Here is a 22,103-nt window from a genome sequence, read left to right on the forward strand (position 1 = left end):
CTGCGAATATGTTTGTTGTGTGGTGGGGATCAGACCGGTGTGATGCCGGAGATCAGCCAGTCACCGGCAATGGGGGTCATCTCCACCGTGACTCGGCTGCCGTCGAGGCGGGGCGCCTGGAGTTTGGTGCTGGTGGTGTTCTGATTGAGGAACATCAACACGGTCACCTTGTCCGAGGTCGCGTCGACGACGGATGACTCGACGACTTCGGCTTTCGTGACGATCGAGTCCGCTCGCGCTGCGGGCACGATCACGGTGCGGGCGAGCTCGGCGAAATCGTCGCGAAACGGGCCGGTCAGGTTCGTGGTGGCGGACGAGAATTCGTCGTCGAGTGAACCGAACTCGTAGGAGAGCACCGCGGGTATCTTCTCGCGTGCGGCCGCAGTCGCCTCCGCGGATGCGGTGCGCGCACGGTCCTGGTTGTGCAATTGCACGACCAGGACGGCCCCGGTGGCCACGGCCGTGACGGTCAGTACTGCAACGGCCGTAATCAAGACGCGTAGCTTCGTGTTCGACAGGCCGGTCAGTCGCCGCGCGATACTGCCAGGGAGAGAAAATGCGCGCCTGCTCCGGCTGGTGTTCGCGGCAGACTCCGGTGCGGGTGGGACACTCTGTTCCTGTACTGAGGTGCTCATGCGACGAACTCCACACTTGCGACCAGCCATTGGTTGTCGATGTGGTTCAGTGTTGCTTTCATCCTGTAGACCCTCGGTTGACCTTCTGGAGCTTCGGAGTTCTTGACCAGTGAGGTGACGGCGGCGAGAACTGTCGCCGTGTCGTCATTGGCGTCGACGATGCCGGCGGCTTTGACCTCCCCGGTGGATTCGACTTGTCCGTTGCCGAGGACTTGGGCGAAACTGTCGGCGACAGAGTCGAACTGGTCACGAAACTGGCCGGTGGCGTTGGCGGCGATGCGGTCGAGATCTTGCTGGGCGGAAGTGTGGTTCAGCGACACAAGTTCGGCCAGTACGGTCCGGGTCGTGTCGAGGACCTGCGCGTCTCGCTCGGCCGCGTGCCGACTGTCCTGGATGCGGACACCGAGAACTGCGCATGCAGTGACGAGCACGCAGAGCACAAGTGTGAGTCCGAGGAGGAAATAGGCCGGTCGCCTCGAACGAGGGCCTTCGGAATCGGGCGTGGGGGGTTCATGGGGTGCGGGCGGGGTTGTCAGCTCGGGTGCATCGTCCGCTGTTGTCATTTGATCACTAGCGATTGCCATCGATCGGCCTCCTTTGTTGGTGCGGATGGGTCTGGGGCGGTGCCGATGATGTAGGACGCCCCTTGGGGGCTGAGGAAGCTCTGGTCGGTGTCGTTGTAGGGGACGGCGGCTGGGGCTGGATTCGGCAGCGCCGCAGGTGTTTCGGGTGTCGGGCTGGCACCGGGGCGTCGGAGCATTCCCTCCCAGGTCGACGGCAGGCCTTGGGGGCAGTTCGCGACGTCGGGTGCCCGCACTGCGGGGTCGGTGGCGCAGGGGGTGTTGCGAAGTCCGCGGCTGACCTTCGGGTCGTCGGGGGCGACATCGCAGTAGGAGGCACCGGGTACCTGGGCGGGTGCGGTGTCGGAGGGATCGCGGCGTTCGGTCGCCTGGTAGCCCTCGGTGCACGGTGGCGGGTTGAGGGTGTTGCCGAGTTTGATGTCCAGCGGGGCCTGTGGGCCGCGTTGGTCGTCGTCGAGTTGGAATCCGGTGACCGAATGGTTGGTCACCGCGCTCAATGCGGGGTAGATGACGAGGATCTGGCGCAGTTCCGGGATGTTCATCCGGAACACCTGACCGACGGTTTGCAGGTTGGCCATCAGCAGCGGGAAGGTCGGTTGGAGGTCGGTCAGCGTTGTTGTGGTGGTCGCGGCGGCGGACGGTCCCTGATCGAGCACCGCACGGATCTGTCCGTCGCTGAGGACGAGTTGCTCGGTGAACGCGGACAGGTCGGTGGTGAAGGACGTGATGTCCTCGCTGACCTCATTGCCGGTCGTCAGTAGCGGCTCGGCATCGTTGATCAGGGTGCGTGTGGGCTCGAGGTCGGCTTGCGCCAGTCGGACGAGTTCGGCGGACGAGTCGATCAGCTGCGCGATCTGTGGACCTGTTCCGTCGAAGGTGTTGAAGGTTTCGTCGACGGCTTTGTCCAGAGAATCCTTCGGGATGCTCTGCAGCAGCTGGTTGGCGGATTCGATCACCTCGCCGGCGGGTACCGGGGTCTCGGTCTGGTCGGTCGGGACGGTGTCCCCGTCGACGAGATATGGTCCCTCGTCCGTCGTGGGGACGAAATCGACGAACTGTTCGCCGACCGCGGACATGCTGCGGATGTGCGCGGTGCTGGCGGTGGGGACCTGGTAGGCGTCCTCGATCTGCATGGTGACGCGCACGTGTGCGTCCTGCGCAAGGTCGATCGAGGTGACCAGTCCGACGTCGATGCCACGGTAGGTGACCAGCGCGTTCTCGTAGAGGCCGCCGGCATCGGCGAAGTCCGCCGTGACCGTGTATGTGCGCAGGCCGGTGATGCGTTCGATGCTCACGTACGAGATGAGTGCGTAGGTCAGGCTGAGGATCGAGAGCACCGTGAAGGTGACGAGTTGGAATCGGACGAGTGCACTGCGATTCATCGAGGGGCTCCCGCCGCGAAGGGAAGTGGCGCCGGTGTGGGCTGGGTGGGTGCCAGCAGGGGGTTCACCGCTCGGTTGGGCAGGACAGCACGCGCGAGGTCGCCGGCAGGGATGCTTCCGAGGATTTTGTTGTTGATGGCTTCTGCACTGAGGTCGAGGGTGAGGAACAGGTTGAGGTAGTCCCCTCGCATGCCTTTGTCGGCGGTGGTGACGGGGAATGGAAAGGAAGCAGCCACGGCGAGCGACTCGGGTAGGTCTGTGTCGGAGTTCGCCAATTCGGTCAGGGTGGGCTCGAGATCGTGCAGGTTCGAGAGGAGATCGTCGCGGCTGCTGTTGAGGACAATGCGGGCCCGGTCACCGAAGCGGCCCATGCTGTCGAGCATCTGTGTCAGTTGGACCCGTTGTTCGTCGAGGACTGCCAGGGCCGGGGTGATGGCGTCGATTCCGGTGGCGATCGTGGTGTTCTGTTCGGCGAGTTCGTGGGAGAAGCGGTCGAGGCTGTCGATGGCGCGGACGATGTTGCCCCGCTGGCTGTCCAGGCCGTCGACGAAGGTTTCCATTCGTGCCAGGGACTGGTTGAGGGTGTGTTCGCGGCCCCCGGCGGCGGCGTTGAGTTCTGCCATGATGGTGCGGAGCTGTTCGAGCCCGCTGCCGTTGAGTACCAGCGACAAGGCGGACAGCACTTGTTCGGTCGAGGGGTATTCGGCGGAGTTTTCGAGCGCTATGACGTCGCCGTCACGCATCTTTTCCGTGGTGTCCCCGTTCGGGGGTGTGGAGATTTCGAGGTATTGGGCGCCGAGGATGCTGGTTTGCGCCAGTCGGGCGGTCGCGGTGCGCGGTAGATCGACGCTGTCATTGATGTCCAGGACGGCCTTGGCGATCAGCCCGTCCACCACCACTCGTCGCACGGTGCCGACGGTGACGTTGTCCGCTTTCACGATGGAGTTGCCGACGAGGTTCTGTGCGTCGCGCAGTTCGACGGTGATGGTGTAGGTCGGGCCGTCGTTGGCGTTGCCGGGCAGTGGCAGCGAATTGATGCCGTCGAAGCGGCAGCCGGAGACGGCCAGGAGTGTGCCGAGCATGACGATGCCGGCCAGTGAGCGGCGGTGGTTCATCGTGTGCCTCCCGATCCGGGGACGGCCAGTTCACCGAGTTTGGGAGCTGGGCCGGTGGGCGCGGATCCTTGTGCGGCGCGGACCGCGGCGCCGAACATGTCCCCGAACTTGTCGCTCATGCGGGAGCATTCCTCCTGCGGTGCATCGACGGTGGTGAGCAAGGCACAGATGAAGGACATCGGATCCGGTAGATCGGGGATCGCGAGCGCACCGGTCAATGAGTTCGAGGCCGGGTCGTAGATGTTGTAGAGGTCGGCGAGTGCGGTCGGGGTGACGTGCAAGATTTGTGCCAGGTCGTCCTGCTTGTTCATGAGCAGGGTCGCAATCGAATTGAGAGATTCGACATCGGTGGTCAGCGCCTCGTTGTTGTCGTCGACGTATCCGCGGATTTCAGGGAGCAGGGCCGCGATGGATGCCAATGCCGCGTCGAGTTCGGTCCGGTTGTTGTTGAGCAGCGTCGACACCGATCGCAGCTCACCGCTGAAGCCGACGATCTGTTGATCACTGGCCGCGAGCGCAGAGACGAGCACCTGCAGGTTTCGGACGGTGCTGAACAGGTCCGGGCCGCCGTCGGAGAGTGTCTGCATTGCGGCCGAGACGTTGGACAACGCCAGTTTGAGGCTCTGCCCGTTTCCGTCCAGCGCCGTCCCCGTAGACGCCACCAGCTCGCTCAGTGAACCGTCGACGTTGTAGCCCTGCGGACCCAGCTCGGTGGACAGTTCGGTCAGTTGCTTCTTGAGTTGGTCGTATTCGACTGGCACCGCGGTCTTGTCGAGGGGAATTTCGGCTCCGTCCTCGAGGCGGGCGCCGCCGTCGTAGGTCGGTGCGAGCTGCACGTATCGTCCCGTGACCAGCGTCGGAGCGATGATCGCGGCGCCGGCGTCTGCCGGGACGGGGTGATCGCCGGTGACGGTGAGCGTGACGCGCACCCGGTCCCCCATCGGGTCGATCGCATCGACGGTGCCGACGGGGACCCCGCGAATCGTCACGCGGTCTCCTTCGTAGAGCCCGATCGAGTTGCGGAAGTAGGCGGTGAAATGAAGCGTCGAATCGCGGGTGGCGATCGCCACGACGGTGGTGGAGATCACCGCCAACAGCAGTAGGGCCGCGAGCGCCTTTCCCGGGGTGGGGATTCGCCGTGCCAGGTGCCGGGTGCGGGTGGTCATCAGTTCACTCCTCCTGGGCTTCCGGGCATTTGGCCACGAAGGTTGGCCGGTGCGATGTTCTGCAACAGGACGCCGAAGAAGGGGCCGCTGCCGACCACCTCACCGAGTTGGGTCACGAAGGGGCGCAGCCCGGTGATGGCGTTGTCGATGTTCGTGTAGTTCTGGTTCAACGTGGTCAGCACCGTGTCGAGTTCGGCGAGCATGGGCGCGGTGCTCTCGCGGTTGTCGGCGACCACGCCGCGGATCTGTTCGCTGACGGCGCGGATCTGGACGAGCAGGCTGCGAATCGTGGCGGCGCGGTCGTTGAGTGCCGCGAACAGCGTTTCACCGTCGGTGATCAGTGCGGTGAGGTTGTTGTTGCGCTCGGACAGGACACCGGACACTGAGGTCGACAGGTCCAGTAGCTGCCGGATCTGTGTGTCTCGGGACGCGACCGTGTCGGCGATCCGGGCGATGCCGTCCGACGACTGTTTCAGGTTGTCCGGCAACGCATTCATCAGTTCGGAGATACTGGTCAATGCCTGCGAGGCGGTTGATTTGTCGGTTCCCTCCAGGGTTTCGGTGACGCGGGAGAGGGAATCGGTGATGTCGAATCCGGAGGTGGTGCGGTCGGCGGGGATCGTGTCTCCGAGCTCGCCGTCCCCGTCGGGGACGAGTTCGACGTAGCGCCGGCCGAGCGCCGTTTCGACCTTGATCGTCGCACGTGTCCGGGCTCCGAGCGTCCGCCCGTCTGGATCGATTCTCAGCTCGATATCGACATAGTCCGGGCGCAGGGTGATCGATTGGACCTCGCCTATCTCTACGCCGCCGATCTGCACGTGATCGCCCGCGGCGAGGCCGCTGGCGTCGGCGAACTCGCCCGTCACCGTTCGTCCACCGGTCAGGAAAGGTATTGCCTGGTAGTTGAACACGGCGACCATGAGCACAGCGATGACAGCCGTGCCGATCAGTCCGAGGTGAAGGGGGTTGCGTTCCTTGAACGACTTCGTCGCCATCACTTGCACCTCTCTGCGGGGGCGGTGAACATCGGTGTCGTCTCGGGGCCGTTGAGCCCGGGATAGCGGATGGCGAGACCGCAGACGAAGAAGTTCAGGAAGCTGCCGTATCCGGTGTTGCGACCCACCAGCCGATACATCTCCGGCAGCTTGCCCAGGGTCAGGTTCAGGGTGTCGGTACGCGAGTTCAGGTTCGCGGCGGTCCGAGACAGCTGTTCGATGTCCGCCTGCAGCGGGGGCCTGGCTTGTTCGAGCACCGATTGCGTTTCCGCGCTCGCGTTGTCCAGTTGTTCGAGTGCCCGTGTGAGCGTGTCGCGATCCGCGGACAGGCCGGTGGTCAGTTGCTGCAGTTCGGTGACGAGGGAGCCGAATTGGTCGCTGCGGCCGTCGACGGTCGTTAATACCGTATTGAGATTGTCGACGGTGTTGCCGATCACCTCGTCGCGATCGGCGAGCGCGTTTCCGAGCGAGCCGAGCTGCTCGACGAGAGTGCCGATGCTCTCCTGCCGGCCGTTGAGTACCTCGATGATCGAGGCGGAGAGGCGGTTGGTCTGATCTGGCTCGAGACCCTCCAACAGGGGCCGGAATCCGTTGACCAGGGTGTCAATGTCGAGTGCGGGTGTGGTCTGGGCGACCGGGATCGGGTCGTGTTCCCCTCGGGGTGAGCGTCCGTCCGGCAACACGGTCAACTCCAGGTATCGGTCACCGATCAGGTTCTTGTACTTGATCGCGGCGGTCGACGTCGGTGACAGCGCAATGTCCTCGGACAGGGAGAACGAGACTTCGGACACCGAATCGGTGGCCGAGAGCTGCACATCGCTGACCTTTCCGACCGGGACGCCCGACACCTTGACGTCGTCACCGGGCTTGAGTCCGGAGGCGCTGGTGAACAGGGCCGAGTAGTTCCGGCCGCGCCTAGGCGGATGTCTCCGATCACCATCACCAGCGCGGCGGTGATCAGCGAGGTCACGGCGATGAACACGGTCAACTTCAGTCCGGGGTGGCGCGCGTTCATCGGGTCAGTCCGTAGATCAGGGAGGCAAATGGATTACCGAGCAGGTCTCCTGGGGTCTGCACCGGGTCGTACACCCGGGTGCCGACGTCGAAGGGAGTGTGTCCGGGCGGTGGGTTTCCTGCGCCGTAGGAGTAGCACTGGGCGGGACCGTCGGCGCCGTTCTCGGGCAGGTCCTCGGGGTAGGTGTACGGCGGATCGCCCATCAGAATTGTTCCCAGGATGTCGAGACCGGGCCGGTCGCGCCGGCGCCGAGATCGCGTCCGTAGAACCGACCCACCACGGGCTTCTGGCCACAATCAGGGTGACGATCGAATGTGCCGGGTCGGACAAACCAGCATGTGTTGCTGACACCGTCACCCTATTCGCGTGAGAACACAGCGCGGTGAGCAATTCGCCTTCACATAATATCTTCCGGGAGAATGGAGAACCGGCTGTGAGTGGTTCAATCCAGCGAGTCGCGCGTGCCGTTGCCGACCTCGTCGACGGCAACGCCATCGTCCTTGTCGGTTGCGGGAGTACGGACCCGGACGGATACCTTGTTGTCGCGGCAGAGAATGCCAGCACTTCCGCTCTCGACTTCATGGTTCGTCACACATCAGGATTCATTTGCGCCGCAGTGACCGACGACGCATGTGCGCGGATCGACCTGCCACCTATGGCCGGAACCCGCCCGACCCCCGGAGACGACTACACCGTCGCGGTCGATGCCGCAGGGGTGGGCACGGGCATCTCCGCCAAGGACCGAGCCTGGACTCTCCGTCAGATCGCGGACCCGTTCAGCACTCCGGGCGGGTTCACCCGCCCGGGACATCATCCTATTCGGGCCCACAGCGACGGGGTGCTCGGTCGTCGCAGGTCGGCAGAGGCGGTCATCGATCTGATGCGTGCGGCCGGACTTCGGGAGGTGGGCGCACTCGCGGCACTTGTCTCGGTCGTCGACCCCACTGGTATCGCGGATTCGACCGAGTCGCTCGCGTTTGCGGACGCGCACCAACTGAATTCGATTTCAGTACAGGATATCGTGAACTATCGGAGAAGTACCGAGGTCCACGTCCGTCAGACCTTCCGTACCCTGCGTAACACATCCTGTGGCACCGTCGAGGCGTTGGGCTATCACAGTGACGTCACCAATGCCGACTACATTGCCTACTCCTCCGGCGATCCGTCAACACTGAGTCGCGCACGAGTGCACGCACGCTTCGAGACGGACTTCGCCCCGCATGCACCTTCGGTAGACCAGGCCGAGCCCGATATCACCGACGCACTGGATGACCGCGACGGCCTGGTCGTGATCGCCCGACGCGCGAATGACGCGGATGACGCGCATGACATGGAGCAGTCCGACCGCCCGGACTGCTTCTTCCACAATCGATACGGCGAGCGGATTGCTGATATCGCGCAAATACTACGTGCCCGCGAAGTCCTCGAGCCCCGCCTGGTCAACCCACCGCCGGGACTGTTCGAGGCATGGAGCACCTTGAGCAACTCGGCATCGACCGCAGTCGGTCAGACTGCACCGCAGTGCGTATCGCCGGCTTCACCGACACGAGGGTAACGACCCCAGCGCCAGGGCATGAGTACAAATCGTCCCCTTCCCGGACGACTACGGCGACGATGCGTCGACTCGGCCCGACTACTCACTCTCCCCCAATTGCGCTAGCGAACAGTAGATTCGCCCCGGTGCAGGTGTCGATATCGTCCGACCCAGCAAGTGCATCGCGAGACGCCACCCGGCCAGAACCAATCCCCTGAACCATTCGAACGGCACATAGAGAGTCGACATGAAGAGATCAGCCTTCACTGCAGAACACGACCAGTTTCGAGAATCGGTGCGTGACTTCCTGAACCGGAAGGTGGTGCCCAACGTTGACTCCTACGCGGAAAAGCGACTGATCGAACGCGAAGTATGGCGCGAAGCCGGAAAGCAGGGCATCCTCGGCCTCGAAGTTCCGGAGACATATGGTGGCGGTCAGGCCAACGACTACAGATTCAACGCCGTCGCCACTGAGGAGCTTGCCGCCGTCAGCATGGCACTGGTATCAAGCTTCAGTATCCACTTCGATATCGTGACACCCTACATCGTCGACCTCGCAACGGAGGAAACCAAGCGAGAGTGGTTGCCTCAGATGGCCGAGGGAGAGGTCGTCGCCGCTATCGGCATGACTGAGCCCGCCGGCGGGTCCGACTTGGCAAGTCTCAAGACATCAGCCGTCCGCGACGGTTCGGACTGGATACTCAACGGCTCCAAAACCTTCATAACCAACGGTTATTCCGCCGACCTGGTGGTCGTGGCCGCACGAACCGATCCTCAGCAACGTTCGAGAGGGATCAGCCTGTTCCTTGTCGATTCGTCCCTACCCGGCTTCGAACGCGGACGTAAGCTGGACAAGGTTGGCCAACCGGAGTCAGACACAGCTGAGCTCTTCTTCGACGGACTGCGCCTACCTGCCGCCGCAATGCTTGGCGAACCCGAAACAGGATTCGCAGCAATGATGGAACGACTTCCTCAAGAACGTCTCGGCACAGCCGTGGCGAACGTTGCACATGCCAAGCAGATCCTCTCCGAGACAATCGACTACGTCAGGAATCGGAAAGCCTTCGGGCGATCAATCGGCTCCTTCCAGCACAACAAGTTTCTGCTTGCCGAGTTGGTGACGAAGATCGAGGTCGCCCAGGCATTCGTCGATGCCGCAGTAACTGAGCACGCGGAGTCCGGCCTGAGCCCCGTGGACGCGGCCAAGGCAAAATGGTGGTCCGCTCACGTTCAGAACGAAGTGTTGGATCACTGTGTCCAACTCTACGGCGGCTACGGATACATGCGCGAATACCGGGTTGCGCGAGCGTGGATGGATGCTCGTGTGACAAAGATCTGGGCCGGCTCCAATGAAATCATGAAGGAGATCATCGGCCGAGACCTCGCTGTGTGACTCCGCTGTTCATCCGTACAATCGAACCCCATCATTCTCTCGAGAGAGCGGTTGCTAGAGATATGACTTCCGACAGATCTGCACACATTGCACGCTTCGGAACGCACGGGGTCTGGGCAGGATGGGACAAGTTCTCCCCCGAGCAGGCCCGGGCCATCGAGGAGCTCGGTTACGGAACCATCTGGCTCGGGGGTTCACCCAAGCATCTGCGACCAATTCGCAAAATCCTGGACGCCACCGAGGCCATCACCGTCGCCGCCGGCATCGTGAACATCTGGAACACCGACGCCGCGGTGATCGCCGACGAGTTTGTCGAACTCGAAGACGACTTCCCGGGACGCTTCTACCTGGGTATCGGCGCCGGCCACCGAGAGGCCATCGCCGGCTACCAGAAGCCCTACACCGCAGTAAACCACTACCTCGATATCCTCGATGCCAAGAAGGTCCCGACCCAACGTCGCATCCTCGCAGCGCTCGGACCGCGGATGCTGCGACTGTCGGCGGACCGGGCCCTCGGCGCGCATCCGTACCTCACGCAGCCGACTCACACCGCACTCGCCCGGGCCGAGCTGGGTGATGGGGTCCTGCTCGCGCCGGAGCACAAAGTCGTCATCGACATCGACCCTCAGAAGGCCCGTGCGATCGGTCGACCCCCGGTCGACCAGCCATACCTACATCTGACCAACTACGTGTCCAACCTCAAGCGGCTCGGTTGGGCGGATGTCGACATCGCCGATGGTGGTAGCGACGCACTGATCGACGCGCTCGTGGCTCACGGCGACGCGGCCACTGTGCGCGGACAGGTCGATAAGCACCTCACCGCCGGCGCCGACCACGTTGCTATTCAAGTCCTCGGCGAGGGTGACCCGGTCGGCCCGTTGGCCGAAATCGTCAAGGCCGCCATATAGCGTCAGCTCAGGCGAAGTAATCACATTGCACCGCAGTGGGTCTACTCGGGCTCAATCGCTGTGGCCGCCGACGACGTGTCGCGCTGCAACATCTGAGCGAGCGGCTCCTGGGCACAGATGGCGATCACCTGCGCCGTAGAGCGATGTCGGCAAAGTAATCCAACTTCGAGTGTTTGGCGTGACGCTGTCTCCCGGATACAACTACGTCCGGGGCGTCGAGGAGGCGGTGCGCGTGGTTCGCCACGCCCAGCGCCTGCCTCTACACGGTCTGCCCTCTCCCCCGCTGCAGAAATCGCAGGTCGAGACTCTCCGAAGCACTATGCAGACCAAAGCGCGTTGAACAGCGCTAATGGTATGGACTCACCCAGATCGGGCTCCGTTCACGAGCACACGAGGGAACCGCTGCGCTGTCCGGCTTCACCCAATCCGCCGGCTACCTCATAGCAACACCTGGGCCATTTCTCATCGGAATGTTGTACGACGCGACCGGGAACTGGACCGCTCCACTCCTCGCGCTCACCGCCCTCACCGTCCTCCTCGCCCTCGTCGCACGGGTCGTCGCCCGGCCGACGTACATCGAAGACCAATTCGCCGTATCCGCCATAGCAACGTGCCCCGCCCGGACTGCGCTCCGGCTGGGACAGTGCCCTGACAATTGGCGAAACCTCGCCACTCCCCTAAAAAACGCCGCTGTCTCCGAGCAGGCTGGCCGCCCGGTTACACCACGCCGAGCGGCGAGCGGCGAGCGGCGAGCGGCGAGCGGCGAGCGGCGAGCGGCGAAAAATACCCGACCTACAGCGACACTGCTTCACGCACACCACATGTTCTCCCCCTGCGACGTACTGAGGTTCCCCCGCTTCTCCGGAGACCTTTCTACATGGCTCCGGTGAGCTCGGGTTGGATAATATCCGCCTCCTTCAGCTCCGGCTGTCATGGTAGGCGAGTTCGTACTCGTCGGGTGAGAGTCCCGCGAGACCGGCCTGGATCCTGCGGGGGTTGTACCAGGTGTCGATATACCGGAACAACGCCGACTCCGCCTCCGCCCTGGTCGCGAATATAGTTGTGGGCCAATAGATCAACTCGACCTTCAGCGTCGACCACAGATTTTCCGCGAGCGCGTTGTCGAAGCTGTCCCCGACGCTGCCTGTGGACGGGGCGATGCCGGCGTCGACGAGCCGCTGGGTGAACCGCAGCGCGGTGTATTGACAGCCTTTGACGCCCTTCTGTGTGTCAAGCCGCCGGTGCGAGTTGCCGGGTGGCTCGGTCGCGGTCTTTGAGCAGGTAGTAGATCTCGCGGGCGATGAAGCGTTTGAGGCATCGCAGGATTTCGGGATTGGAGTGCCCGGCAGCGCGTTTACGGGCAACGTAGGCCTGGGTCTTCGGATCCATGCGCCAGCGGCTGACGGCGATCATGTGTAGCGCGGAGTTCGCAGCCCTGTCGCCGCCGCGGTTGAGTCGGTGGCGGGTGGTCATTCCGGAGGACGCGGGGAGCGGTGCGGCCCCGCACAGCATGGCGAAAGACGCCTCCGAGGTCAGTCGTGCGGGATTGTCACCGGCGGTGATGAGGAGTTTTGCGGCGGACTGGTAACCGACTCCGACGCGCTCGAGGAGGGTGGGCACGAGTTCGTCGACGAGGGCATGGATGAGACGGTCGAGGTCGGCAATCTCGTCGTGCAGTTCCAGGTATCGACGGGCGAGGTGCTTGAGCGCGATCCTGGTGGCGGTGGTCGGATCGCGGAAGTCGGTCAGGTCGGGCCGCCAGGCGGCGAGGGTGCGGATCAGCTGCATCCGGGTGAGGTTGCGGATCTGATCACGCAATTCCTCGGGCGCGGAGATGGTCTGCGACTTGATCATCTCCGAGCGCGACCCTGCGGGCACAGACGGCAGTCTTGCGGGTGACCTGCAGAACCCGTAGCGACTCGACCATCCCGTCACGGGTTTTCGGTGTGACGGTTCTGATCTGGGCGAACGCCGCGTGGGCAGCGTTCTCGGCGTCGATGGTGTCGTCCTTGCCGCGCCGGCGCCGATCGGATTTGTCGGGTGCAGTGACCTCGAGAACCTCGAGCCCGGCATTGTCGAGGAACCGGAGCAGGCCGGCACCATAGGAACCGGTGCACTCGACCCCGATCCGGGCGAGGTCGCCGTGGCTGCGCATCCAGCGCAGCATGGCCCGATAACCGGCACGGGTGGTGGAGAAGAATTCGGTCGCAACCACCTTGTCGGCGGCATCGACGATGGCGGCGACGTGGAGGTCCTTGTGCGTGTCGACCCCGCCAACGATTACCGGGGAGACGGCAGAAGACGGGGCGGGGCGTGTAATCGGGGAGTCGGTCATGCACGTGCCTCCAGTTCGGTCGGGACAACAACACACAGGTTCGCCCTCAGCCGGACCGGAGGCCTGGACAAGACAGTAAGGAGACGGAAGTCCGTCAGGCCCTTCTTGAGTCACATGGCTCCAGCGAGACCGAAGGCCTCGCCGGAGGCGCTCCCGAGCAACCGACATGTCCGAGGAATGACACCGACAACGGGTCGATCGGAGTGCGGGTCAGGATGCTGCGAGAACACCTCCAGCACCACGATAGAACCCGAGCTGGTCGATCGCTGTGCGAGTCAGGAAACTCGGGAGCACCTGGCAAGAACAGTCTTACTGTCGCTGTGGAAAATTAGTTCCCCACCACGGACGTCGCGGGAGAAGAGAGCGTAGTCGAGCGCGGAGAGCACCAGATCGGTGTCCGCACGTGGCCCGGTGCGCCAGCCGACCACCTTGTTCGAGAACGCGTCGCGCACACTGGCCAGCCACAGCACCCCCTCACCGGTCGGGATCCGCGTCAGATCGGCGACCCACTTGCGGTTCGGGGCGGTCGCGGTGTCGACCTACTACGACTGGCGGGCACGAGCGACCCTGCCCGCTCGGTGGCGACGGGAGGACGCCGAGCTGCTGGCGTTGTCATGGGCGTCGATGAACCTCATGACCGCCTCCGGGTCGGGTCGATCTCGGACGCGAAAAATGCACTCGCCGCGCGCAATACGTCGTTGACACGGCGCAGTTCGGCGTTCTCCTTCGCCAGTCTCCGGTTCTCCTCCAGCATCGACGTCGACGGCCAAATCGTTGCGCTCGCCGTGGTCGGCCTCGGCCTGGCGGATCCGCAACGCCTCCGGGTGCACGTTCAGCTGCTCGGCCAGCCGCCGGATCACAGGTCTCGGCTCCGACTCGCGGTACAGCCGCACCGCACGCTCCCGCAGCTCCGGCGGATACTTTCTCGTTCCCACAGTGACATCCTCCTCCATCTACCCAGGATCAAACCTGGCTCGGAAGTCTCCGGGAAAACGGGGGAAGCTCACACCCTCCGCACACGGCGAGGCACTCGCCGCTCGATGAAGCTGGCCGGCGCCGGTATCGCCACGCTCGCCGTCCTGGCCGCCTCGGCCTGCTCCTCCTCGGCCGCCCCTGTGTCGCCGGTGGCGAACCTGGCCTCCGGCGATCTGTCCCACGGCGCCGACAACTTCTACACCAGCGACTAGGTCACCATGGAGAAGGTGACGTTCAAGTACCAGTACCAGATAGAGGTCGCCGGCAACCTGTTCGTTCCCAGGAACCTCGACCGCAACACCAAGAACGCAGCCATGGTGGTCGGGCACCCGATGGGTGCGGTCAAGGAACAGAGCGCCAACCTCTACGCCACCAAGATGGCCGAGCAGGGTTTCGTGACGCTCTCGCTGGACCTGTCGTTCTGGGGCGAGAGCGCCGGCGAGCCCCGCAATGCCGTCGCCCCCGACATCTACACCGAGGACTTCAGTGCCGGCGTGGACTTCCTGCGCACCCAGTCCTTCGTCGACACCGAACGCATCGGCGCGCTCGGAATCTGCGGCAGCGGCAGCTTCGTCATCAGCGCCGCCAAGATCGACCCCCGCATCAAGGCCGTCGCCACGGTCAGCATGTACGACATGGGCGGTGCCACCCGCAACGGGCTGGGCCACTCGGTCACCCCCGATCAGCGCAAAGCCGCCCTGGCCCGAGCCGCAGCCCAGCGTGACGTCGAATTCACCGGCGGTCCCACCGAATACACCGGCGGCACACCCGAGCAGCTGACCGATCAATCCAGCCCGATCGAACGCGAGTGGCTCTCTGACCCTTTGATGAGTGATCTCCGCGAGCCTGATAGACGCAACGCCGTCCCTCACATAGGTTTTGGTTTGCGAAGACAAGACCTAAGGGAGAAGGCGTTGCGCGCTGCCAGAATACTGCAGAAACTGCTGGGAATCGACAGGGCCCGGATAATCGATGTCGCATTCACGGATGACGAACGAGGGCCCGCGATCGTGGTGACCCTCGAGCCACACGCGTCGGTGCGGTCCCGCTGCCCGCATTGTGAACAGCGCTGCCCTGGATACGATCGCCCGAATCGACCTCGACAGTGGCGTCACCTGGATATGGGCGGCATGCGGTGCTTCGTACGAGCTTCGGTATCGAGGATTCGATGCCCCGACCACGGCGTGGTGACCGAGATGGTGCCGTGGGCACGGCCGGCTGCGAACATGACCAGGGCGTTCGACGACAACGTGGCGTGGTTGGCCGCACACAGTCCGGCTACGTCGGTGTGCGAGTACGCCCGAGTGGCGTGGCGATCTGTGACCAGGATCGTCACCCGTGTCGTCGGCGATGCTGTCGGGCGTACTGATCGGCTCCAGGGATTGCGGCGCTTGGGGATCGACGAAATTGCCTACCGGAAAGGTCACCGATACCTCACCGTGGTGGTCGATCATGACACAGGCCGACTCGTATGGGCAGCCGAAGGGCACAACGAGAGCACCTTGAATCGATTCTTCGACGAGTTGGGTGAAGAACGCACAGCTCGTCTGACACACATCAGTGCTGATGCTGCGAAGTGGATCGCCTCGACCGTGCGCAGTAGGGCGCCGCAGGTGAAGCGGTGTATGGATCCGTTTCATGTTATTCAGTGGATGACGCGGGCTCTGGACCGACTGCGGTCGCGTGTGTTGTCGCGGCTGTGGGGATTCACCGACCGGGATCGACGGCACCTGCGGTGGGCATTGTTGAAGAACGTCGAGAATCTCAACCCCGCGCAGATATCAGTCCGAGCAAAGATCCTCGAGGACAGAAACAGCGAACTGTGTCGAGGCTATGTCATGAAAGAACAACTGCAACATGTCTATTCCGGATCGAAGAAGAGAGCCTCGGCACGACTGCGAGCATGGAGGCAGATGGCCCAGGACAGTCGGATCCCGGAACTTGTAGGCCTGGCTAAGAGCATCGCTCGCTATCGGCGCGAGATCCTCAACGCAATCGAATACGACCTGTCCAATGCCCGCGTCGAGGCTAACAACACCCACCTGCGGTCACTGACGAAGCGATCCTACGGATTTCGCAGCCCCGAGGCCTTGATTGCGATGGCGACCCTGACACGAGGAGGGGCGTGCCCAGCTTTGCCACAACGTTAATCGCCCACCAAAGGGTCAGGACGGCCACGCGAGTTCTACGACTTCTACCGCACCGCGCGCGGGAACAGCCCCGACACCACCACTCAGCCGACACTGTCGAGCAACGTCAAATTCATGAACTTTTACCCGTTCAACGACATCGAGACCATCTCACCCCGCCCGATGCTGTTCATCGCCGGCGAAAACGCGCACTCGCGCGAGTTCACCGAAGAGGCTTACCGCCTCGCCGGGGACCGCAAGGAACTGGTGATCGTGCCCGGTGCCGGTCACGTCGACCTCTACGACCGGGCCGAGATGATCCCGTTCGACAAGCTGACCGAGTTCTACACCCAGAACCTCACCTAACGGGTGGGCGAGCACTGACCGGACCCGGTCAAGCACACGTACCCCAACCCCGAGATGCCGGCGTACACCAACGACGCACGCCGGCATTACCCCATCACCATCAACCTCGGGCATCTGGTGCCAGGGACACCGAGACGCTTCCACAGGTGCACGGACAAACCCGTTCTCACCATGACACGCGCGCACCGCACCGCGGTTGCCGAACCGGAGTGACGAAGTACGGACGGAAGGGGCACCGATGGCCGCGAACAGTGCCGACAACAATGAACGAGCGGGAACGATCGCGATCGGACTGACCATCGCGATCACCGCCCTCCTGACCTACCTGGAGGCACTGGCCCGTTGATTGCCTTGTCAAGACAAGAGCGGTAGCGGACTCTCACACTCGCAAGGCACAGTAGTCCGCTACACGGGGTACAGCCATCACCGCGCCGCACTCGCCTACGAGGCGCCTGGACGTAGGCCGTACCGGCCCGCGACCCAGCACAGGGATGAATTCCGTCATCAAGCGGTTTGCCGCCCAGGACTGATCCGGTGCCCGTCCGAGAGCAAACAACGCTCGACCGATGCTCGACCCGAATCTCGTCGAACCTCCCGTGAACCACCGCGGTGACATGCCGACGACCAACCCCAACCCCATTGCCACACAGCGGAAGCGACGTTCGATGGCAGGGCCCAAGAGACCGCCGGAACCCGCGGGCCAGTGGTGGCGCCGAAAGCTGATGTCAACCCACTCCCCTCGAGGGGCGCGGCCGCCGTCGCCCTCCGTGTGGGCGGCGCAATGGGTGCGCTCGAAAGGGTCAGCTGGTGGCGAGAAGGGTGACCGCGGACGCGGCGACGAGTAACCCGGCTGCCTGTCTCGGGATGAGGGCGTTCTCCAAGGACGGTGACGCCGAGCAGTACGGGGACGACCGGGTAGAGGTAGGACACCACCACCGCGACCACGGCGAGTTGCTCCCTCGCGGCGAGCAGATACGCGATCAGCGCCAGTGCCGCTGCCGCGCCCGTGAACCCGGCGGCCAACGCCGGGACCAGGGACCACCGGATGTGTGCGCCTCCCGAACTCGGCAGCAGCGGCGCGATGGTGAGGATCGCCGCAACCCGCCCAGCGGCCACGGGCCACAATCCTGACCCCGCGCCGGCCTGCGCCAACGCCACATACTGCACCGCAATCCCGAGTCCCGCGATGAGGCCGTCGAGGGCCGCGGCCGACAGCACGGGTCCAGCCTGCGTGCCGGTGTGTGCGACCAGCCACAGTGCCGGAACCGCGATCACGATACCGAGCCAGCCGACCTGCACTCCGCCCTGGACCGACTCGGACTCAGCACGGCGGTGTCCTGCTTCGACACCGTCGCCGACGCATTCCACGCAGCACTCGCCCACCCTGCTGTCACCGCAGAACACGCACCGACGTTTCCGATGCTCGACCGACCCCATTCGGTGCACTGCTCCCTCGCCGCCGTCCCTGCCACGACAGGACTCGACCGGAAAGGCATCGCCCCATGACGAACCCGCCTCCTCGCCTGACGAATCCGTCTCCCCACCCATCCCCGCCGTCCGGGTGGTCGGCCGCGTGGATCAAGCATTACCTCGATTTGAAGGCGCGCGGCGACCGCGGCGGCGAGGTCGGGACCGTGGATGCGGGCGCCGCACGGCCGTCGCAGACACGGCGATGACCGTGGAAGCCGCTCGGGTGAATGGGGTGGTCGCGTTTCGAAGTGCGGTGGTGCGCCCTCGGCGGTGGGCCCGCCGAGACGATCATGGCCGACTTCGGCATGGACGCCGCCGCATTCTTCCGGCACCTGGCCGAGTATCTGGAACTGTCCCCGCCCACTCCCCTGCGCCCCGACCTGCTCGAGCGCATGAAGGCCGTCGCGCGGCGACGCCTGTGGCTGGCCACCTGACACGCCCCAAAAGGCCTGGTCTGTCAGCGTCGGCATCACCGCTCCGCAATGGTCGGAGCCGTCAATCATTGCCGCGGGCAACGAGTTGGTGCAACGACTCCGTTGCCCGTCCAGTTTGCGGACCTGAATCCGCCCGTCCCCGGGTTCGCACACCTGCGGCGGGCACCCTCCGCAATACCAGTCCCCGAACGAAACCGATCACGTCGCGGACTCGTTATCGGGCGTCGGCTGCACGCGCCGTGGTCCATGCGACCCCACATATAGCCCGCACGGCGCCTCCCCACGCCTGCAGGCGCACCGAGATCACGGGGCGCATCTTGCAGGCTCAGCGCCACACCACACGGGGATACTGGAAGGGCGACGGCTCCACCCATCCGCAGGGCTCGCGCCGAGAGGGTGATCAACGGTGTTCGACAAATTCAGCGATCAAGCACGCCACGTCGTCGTCCTCGCCTCCGACGCGGCCCGCACCCACCACCACAACCACCTCGGCACCGAACACCTCCTCACCGGCATCCACGCCGCCGGCGGCCCCACCGCTGCCACCCTCACCAACTGGGGGATCACCAGCCCCCACCTGGACAGCGCCCTCGACGAGATCCCCGCCTACCCCAACACCGACACCGAATGCGCCGGACCCCCCTTCACCCCGACCTTGACAAAGACCCTCGTCCAAAGCCTGCGAGAAGCCTCCCTACTCGGACACCACACCATCCGCACCGAACACCTCCTCCTCGCCCTCCTCGCCGACACCACCTGCACCGGCACCCGAATCCTCACCCACCTCACCGCCCTCAGCCCGCACCAGATGCGCGACCACCTCCGACACCAACTCACCGAACACCCCCAACCCCACGAGTAGACCCGCACACCCCACCGAAATCCATCCACCCCGCCCGACTCCACGGGCGACCGCTAAGCCGGAGAACACCAGAGCTCAGGTCAGAAATTCGGTAGGAGTGGGGCAGCGTTGTCCCTGATCGTCGACGCCGCGCTCACCCACGCAGTCGCCGAACTCGAGCAATCCCGGACGGTGATCAACAGGCCAAGGGTGCGCTCATGCTCGCCTACGGCCTCTCCCCCGAACGAGTCTTCGGCATCCTCACCTGGCGCCACGGCAGACCAACAGCAAACCGCGTCCTCGCCGATCGCTTCGTCGATACCCTCACCGCCGAGGCGACCTCCCCGCGGCGTCTCGTGCCCGGTTCGACCACCTGCTCCTGACCGCACACGAGCAGCCCGACGAACAGACCACCCGGGCTCACCGGTGGCCCACCCCTCGGGCGGGGACGGGAAGGCCAGAGTGAGGTGTGCCAGCGGTGGACAGTGACCGTCTCAGGTGCACCAATGCCGTCGTGTGACGAACCCGACCACGATTTCGTGCTCGCCCTCCGACTCCCCCGGAAGGTCGGTGGTCAGCACGCGATCGGTCAACGCCTCGAGCACCCTCCACCTCGGATCGGGGTGCCGCGGAAGGCATCGGCGCGAGGTGACGGTACTCGTCATGAGAAAGACAGAGCCCGAGACGACGAACGAACAGCGCAGTGGGGACCCGATCGACGCCGCATCGATCAACATCGCGCCCACCTCATCGATCGCGTGGGTGACCTCCGCTACCTCTTCGAGCGCGAAGCCGCGGCGGCGGGTTAACGTCCGCGCCGCCGCCAGGACTATCGGCAACTGATCCAGGGCTGCGCTCACCCGCAGCTGGGTGGTCGGTGGTCCGGCGCTCACAATGTCCAGCACAGGTTCCCGCAATTCATTCCACTCATTCCACCTATCTGACAAGCCGGCGCCGCATCCATCAGCTCACCCCATCCCCGCACCAACCACCGGTCTCACTTCCCGGTGCTCAACGAACTCTTCGAACGTGTCAATCGTTCTAGCCCTGTCACCGAGAACGCCAGACTCCTTACTCCTTGCTCCTCGCTCCTCAGAGTGCGAGCAGCCGCTGGAAGAATTCGCGGTACCGCTTGAGCGCGAGACGAAGATCCTCCGTCGAGCCCTCTTCGCCCCGAGCCCACTGCTCCTCGAGCCGCGAACGCGCCTCCGAGAATCCGGTGGTGATCCGATCGACGACATCGGACACGAGACCATCGGCCTTCTGAACACACTCTCTGGGATCGTCGACGAAGCCCGCCTGAACCTCGTCCCACCGCAAGCGCAGGACCGACAACTCGTCCTCAGCGAACAGTGTCTGATTAGCCGATGATTCGGTCTCCTCTGCGGACGGATGGGCGTTCTCCGTCGAGCGGACCGGCTCATCAGTCGCCCGCTGGTCCGCAACCGGCGAACTGGAGGCGTCCGTGGACCGCTGGGTGCTCTCGGCCGCAGGGCCGGGAGCCTCGGTCGACGATTCGGTTGTCCCGGTCGAGGGCTCGGTCCTGATCGAGCCGGTGGTCTCGGTCGAATCCGTGGTCTTGGTCTCCCTGGTCGGGCTGGTGCTCTCGGGTTGCTGATCTGGGGTGGTCATGCGCGCGTCTCCTTCGGCTTGTCTTTGTTCTCATCCGTCTCGAGCAACTTCTCGAACAGCGCCCGATAGTGCACGAACGCCTCACGCTGATCCTCGGTACCGACGTCGCCCCGCTCCTGCGCCAGATAAATGCTGTGCGCCCGTCGGTAGTTCTCGACAACCTTCGGGTGATCGACCGAAATGTCGGCCGCCCGCTGATCGAAGTCGTCGATCGGGTAACCGCGCTCGCGCATGACCTGGATCACGAGCCGGTCCGCGGCCCCGACCGCACTGGACGGATTGTCGACGAACTCGATCTGCACCGTCCGCCACGAGTCGGCGTACTTCGCTTGCGCCTCGGGCGGCAACGGGACGATATCGAGCTTCTCCCGCTTTCGTTCGCGGGCGGTGAGCTCGTCCTCCGCGGCGTCGAGGTTGCCGACCTCTCCCACGGTCCGCTCGTACTCGGGACCAAACCGTCCCCTCAGCCGTTCCGTCCGCTGACGGCTGCTGACCGAACGCGCAACGATGACCGCCACCACGGCAATCACGACGATAACCGCGATCAAGATCCATCCCCAAACAGGCATTTCCTCAGACCTCCTCGTCCTTCGAACGGGTACCCGAGCGGCCTATTCGGAAACGGCCATTGCGCTGCACAGCCCGCCGGTCGGGCGACCACCCTGCCCCTGAGACAAACGGTTGCTCCGAAGGGTCCAGCGCTGCCGGCCATCCTGGTGCGCGCGAAATAGTCGCTCCGCCCACCGGACGGTCGACCCCATCGAAAACACCGGGCAGGCCGAGCGAGCTGCGGCCTCAGCGCAGTCAAACAGTCACACGCGGTCGGTGGGATGCTGCTGCCCTCGCCGACGGAGGAACCGTTCACGCTGCTCGTCGAGCAGGATCACGCCACGGTGCCGAATTCGGTGCTGCTCTCGCGCGATGAGCAGCCGCACCGCCGCTGTATGTCGCCGGAGGTCAGCGGCGCGCTCCCGGGCGGCGTCATCGCTGAGCCAGTGCGCGGCGGCTGCGTCGCAGCCGGTGAGAAACCGCTCGTAGACGAGCCGACTCGGTGCCTGCTCGTCGAGCTGCGAGACCGCGAGATCCTCGACGAGCTGCAACGGGATCCGAGCCAGCCGGTACTGCAGCCGCAGCAGGGCCATCGGCAATGTGCCCACTGTTGTCACGATGGGCGATGCTACTTTCCATGGACCGAAC

At 64.3% G+C, this 22,103-nt stretch carries 24 protein-coding genes and 2 pseudogenes; 9 read left to right on the top strand and 17 right to left on the bottom strand.

The annotated features are described in order from the left end of the window. Nucleotides 1–29: 29 nt before the first annotated feature. The 8 genes from RHA1_RS13370 to RHA1_RS13405 all read right to left on the bottom strand — a co-directional run bounded on the left by RHA1_RS13370 (nucleotide 30) and on the right by RHA1_RS13405 (nucleotide 7,092). Complete coding sequence (locus tag RHA1_RS13370) at nucleotides 30–635, bottom strand: Rv1363c family protein (protein WP_011595445.1); 606 nt, start codon at nucleotides 633–635, stop codon at nucleotides 30–32. After that, nucleotides 632–1,219: an Rv1363c family protein gene (locus RHA1_RS53975; protein ID WP_041811417.1), complete on the bottom strand. Its 588-nt coding sequence runs from the start codon at nucleotides 1,217–1,219 to the stop codon at nucleotides 632–634. Before RHA1_RS53975 ends, RHA1_RS13370 begins: the two co-directional genes overlap by 4 nt. Beyond that, complete coding sequence (locus RHA1_RS13380; RefSeq protein WP_011595447.1) at nucleotides 1,195–2,598, bottom strand: MlaD family protein; 1,404 nt, start codon at nucleotides 2,596–2,598, stop codon at nucleotides 1,195–1,197. Before RHA1_RS13380 ends, RHA1_RS53975 begins: the two co-directional genes overlap by 25 nt. After that, nucleotides 2,595–3,713: an MCE family protein gene (locus RHA1_RS13385; RefSeq protein WP_011595448.1), complete on the bottom strand. Its 1,119-nt coding sequence runs from the start codon at nucleotides 3,711–3,713 to the stop codon at nucleotides 2,595–2,597. The genes RHA1_RS13380 and RHA1_RS13385 overlap by 4 nt, the downstream gene beginning before the upstream one ends. Then, on the bottom strand, nucleotides 3,710–4,879 hold the full coding sequence (locus RHA1_RS13390) for an MCE family protein (protein WP_011595449.1): 1,170 nt from the start codon (nucleotides 4,877–4,879) through the stop codon (nucleotides 3,710–3,712). The genes RHA1_RS13385 and RHA1_RS13390 overlap by 4 nt, the downstream gene beginning before the upstream one ends. Then, the gene (locus RHA1_RS13395) at nucleotides 4,879–5,874 is read right to left on the bottom strand and encodes an MCE family protein (protein WP_011595450.1); all 996 of its coding nucleotides are present in this window, start codon (nucleotides 5,872–5,874) and stop codon (nucleotides 4,879–4,881) included. The genes RHA1_RS13390 and RHA1_RS13395 overlap by 1 nt, the downstream gene beginning before the upstream one ends. Further along, on the bottom strand, nucleotides 5,874–6,767 hold the full coding sequence (locus RHA1_RS13400) for an MCE family protein (RefSeq protein ID WP_237727011.1): 894 nt from the start codon (nucleotides 6,765–6,767) through the stop codon (nucleotides 5,874–5,876). Before RHA1_RS13400 ends, RHA1_RS13395 begins: the two co-directional genes overlap by 1 nt. Before the next feature lie 118 nt (nucleotides 6,768–6,885). Then, complete coding sequence (locus tag RHA1_RS13405; RefSeq protein WP_011595452.1) at nucleotides 6,886–7,092, bottom strand: hypothetical protein; 207 nt, start codon at nucleotides 7,090–7,092, stop codon at nucleotides 6,886–6,888. 179 nt (nucleotides 7,093–7,271) lie between these two features. On the opposite strand from RHA1_RS13405, the gene RHA1_RS13410 reads away from it, so the two are divergent. The 3 genes from RHA1_RS13410 (at nucleotide 7,272) to RHA1_RS13420 (ending at nucleotide 10,724) form a co-directional block, all read left to right on the top strand. Beyond that, a complete protein-coding gene (locus RHA1_RS13410) occupies nucleotides 7,272–8,444 on the top strand; it encodes a 3,4-dihydroxy-2-butanone-4-phosphate synthase (protein WP_081437430.1) in 1,173 nt (390 codons plus the stop codon). A gap of 226 nt (nucleotides 8,445–8,670) precedes the next feature. Next, entirely contained in the window at nucleotides 8,671–9,816 is a 1,146-nt protein-coding gene (locus RHA1_RS13415; RefSeq protein WP_011595454.1) for an acyl-CoA dehydrogenase family protein, read from the top strand. A gap of 62 nt (nucleotides 9,817–9,878) precedes the next feature. Next, on the top strand, nucleotides 9,879–10,724 hold the full coding sequence (locus tag RHA1_RS13420; protein ID WP_011595455.1) for an LLM class F420-dependent oxidoreductase: 846 nt from the start codon (nucleotides 9,879–9,881) through the stop codon (nucleotides 10,722–10,724). Between the two features lie 917 nt (nucleotides 10,725–11,641). Here the strand turns inward: RHA1_RS13420 and RHA1_RS53570 are convergent. From RHA1_RS53570 to RHA1_RS45965, 4 genes and pseudogenes are all read right to left on the bottom strand, one after another. Further along, nucleotides 11,642–12,073, bottom strand: a complete 432-nt coding sequence (locus tag RHA1_RS53570; protein WP_423816274.1) for an IS3 family transposase — start codon at nucleotides 12,071–12,073, stop codon at nucleotides 11,642–11,644. After that, nucleotides 11,955–13,059: pseudogene (locus tag RHA1_RS44545) on the bottom strand (IS110 family RNA-guided transposase). Before RHA1_RS44545 ends, RHA1_RS53570 begins: the two are co-directional and overlap by 119 nt. Nucleotides 13,060–13,334: 275 nt before the next feature. After that, nucleotides 13,335–13,574 (bottom strand): annotated as a pseudogene (locus RHA1_RS53575) (DDE-type integrase/transposase/recombinase); the annotation flags it as partial. A gap of 27 nt (nucleotides 13,575–13,601) precedes the next feature. Then, nucleotides 13,602–14,012, bottom strand: coding sequence for a transposase (locus tag RHA1_RS45965; RefSeq protein WP_011595460.1), 411 nt, complete (start codon nucleotides 14,010–14,012; stop codon nucleotides 13,602–13,604). A gap of 87 nt (nucleotides 14,013–14,099) precedes the next feature. Here RHA1_RS45965 and RHA1_RS51770 point away from each other — a divergent pair, with 87 nt between their 5' ends. From RHA1_RS51770 to RHA1_RS51295, 3 genes are all read left to right on the top strand, one after another. Then, nucleotides 14,100–14,246 carry a hypothetical protein gene (locus RHA1_RS51770; RefSeq protein WP_237726877.1) on the top strand — a complete coding sequence of 49 codons (147 nt, stop codon included), beginning with the start codon at nucleotides 14,100–14,102 and terminating at the stop codon, nucleotides 14,244–14,246. A gap of 6 nt (nucleotides 14,247–14,252) precedes the next feature. After that, complete coding sequence (locus RHA1_RS13445; protein ID WP_011595461.1) at nucleotides 14,253–16,184, top strand: ISL3 family transposase; 1,932 nt, start codon at nucleotides 14,253–14,255, stop codon at nucleotides 16,182–16,184. A 114-nt stretch (nucleotides 16,185–16,298) separates the two neighbouring features. Beyond that, entirely contained in the window at nucleotides 16,299–16,529 is a 231-nt protein-coding gene (locus tag RHA1_RS51295; RefSeq protein ID WP_011595462.1) for an alpha/beta hydrolase, read from the top strand. Nucleotides 16,530–17,033: 504 nt separating this feature from the next. Here RHA1_RS51295 and RHA1_RS51180 read toward each other — a convergent pair. Continuing rightward, nucleotides 17,034–17,966, bottom strand: a complete 933-nt coding sequence (locus tag RHA1_RS51180) for a DMT family transporter (protein ID WP_011595463.1) — start codon at nucleotides 17,964–17,966, stop codon at nucleotides 17,034–17,036. 260 nt (nucleotides 17,967–18,226) lie between these two features. Here RHA1_RS51180 and RHA1_RS13460 point away from each other — a divergent pair, with 260 nt between their 5' ends. The 3 genes from RHA1_RS13460 (at nucleotide 18,227) to RHA1_RS51775 (ending at nucleotide 19,657) form a co-directional block, all read left to right on the top strand. Then, nucleotides 18,227–18,433 (top strand): hypothetical protein, encoded by a 207-nt coding sequence (locus tag RHA1_RS13460; RefSeq protein ID WP_011595464.1) that lies wholly within the window; start codon nucleotides 18,227–18,229, stop codon nucleotides 18,431–18,433. 406 nt (nucleotides 18,434–18,839) lie between these two features. Further along, nucleotides 18,840–19,295, top strand: coding sequence for a Clp protease N-terminal domain-containing protein (locus RHA1_RS13465; RefSeq protein WP_011595465.1), 456 nt, complete (start codon nucleotides 18,840–18,842; stop codon nucleotides 19,293–19,295). Between the two features lie 197 nt (nucleotides 19,296–19,492). Continuing rightward, nucleotides 19,493–19,657: a hypothetical protein gene (locus tag RHA1_RS51775; protein WP_237724063.1), complete on the top strand. Its 165-nt coding sequence runs from the start codon at nucleotides 19,493–19,495 to the stop codon at nucleotides 19,655–19,657. Between the two features lie 111 nt (nucleotides 19,658–19,768). Here the strand turns inward: RHA1_RS51775 and RHA1_RS13475 are convergent, their stop codons facing one another. From RHA1_RS13475 to RHA1_RS13490, 4 genes are all read right to left on the bottom strand, one after another. Continuing rightward, the gene (locus tag RHA1_RS13475) at nucleotides 19,769–20,134 is read right to left on the bottom strand and encodes an anti-sigma factor (RefSeq protein WP_237726878.1); all 366 of its coding nucleotides are present in this window, start codon (nucleotides 20,132–20,134) and stop codon (nucleotides 19,769–19,771) included. A 232-nt stretch (nucleotides 20,135–20,366) separates the two neighbouring features. Then, the gene (locus tag RHA1_RS13480) at nucleotides 20,367–20,906 is read right to left on the bottom strand and encodes a hypothetical protein (protein ID WP_011595468.1); all 540 of its coding nucleotides are present in this window, start codon (nucleotides 20,904–20,906) and stop codon (nucleotides 20,367–20,369) included. Next, nucleotides 20,903–21,475, bottom strand: coding sequence for a hypothetical protein (locus tag RHA1_RS13485; RefSeq protein ID WP_009475433.1), 573 nt, complete (start codon nucleotides 21,473–21,475; stop codon nucleotides 20,903–20,905). Before RHA1_RS13485 ends, RHA1_RS13480 begins: the two co-directional genes overlap by 4 nt. Nucleotides 21,476–21,718: 243 nt before the next feature. Beyond that, nucleotides 21,719–22,048 (bottom strand): hypothetical protein, encoded by a 330-nt coding sequence (locus RHA1_RS13490; RefSeq protein WP_020476798.1) that lies wholly within the window; start codon nucleotides 22,046–22,048, stop codon nucleotides 21,719–21,721. Between the last annotated feature and the right edge of the window lie 55 nt (nucleotides 22,049–22,103).

This window comes from Rhodococcus jostii RHA1 (genome assembly GCF_000014565.1).
In the GTDB taxonomy this organism is placed as follows: domain Bacteria; phylum Actinomycetota; class Actinomycetes; order Mycobacteriales; family Mycobacteriaceae; genus Rhodococcus_F; species Rhodococcus_F jostii_A.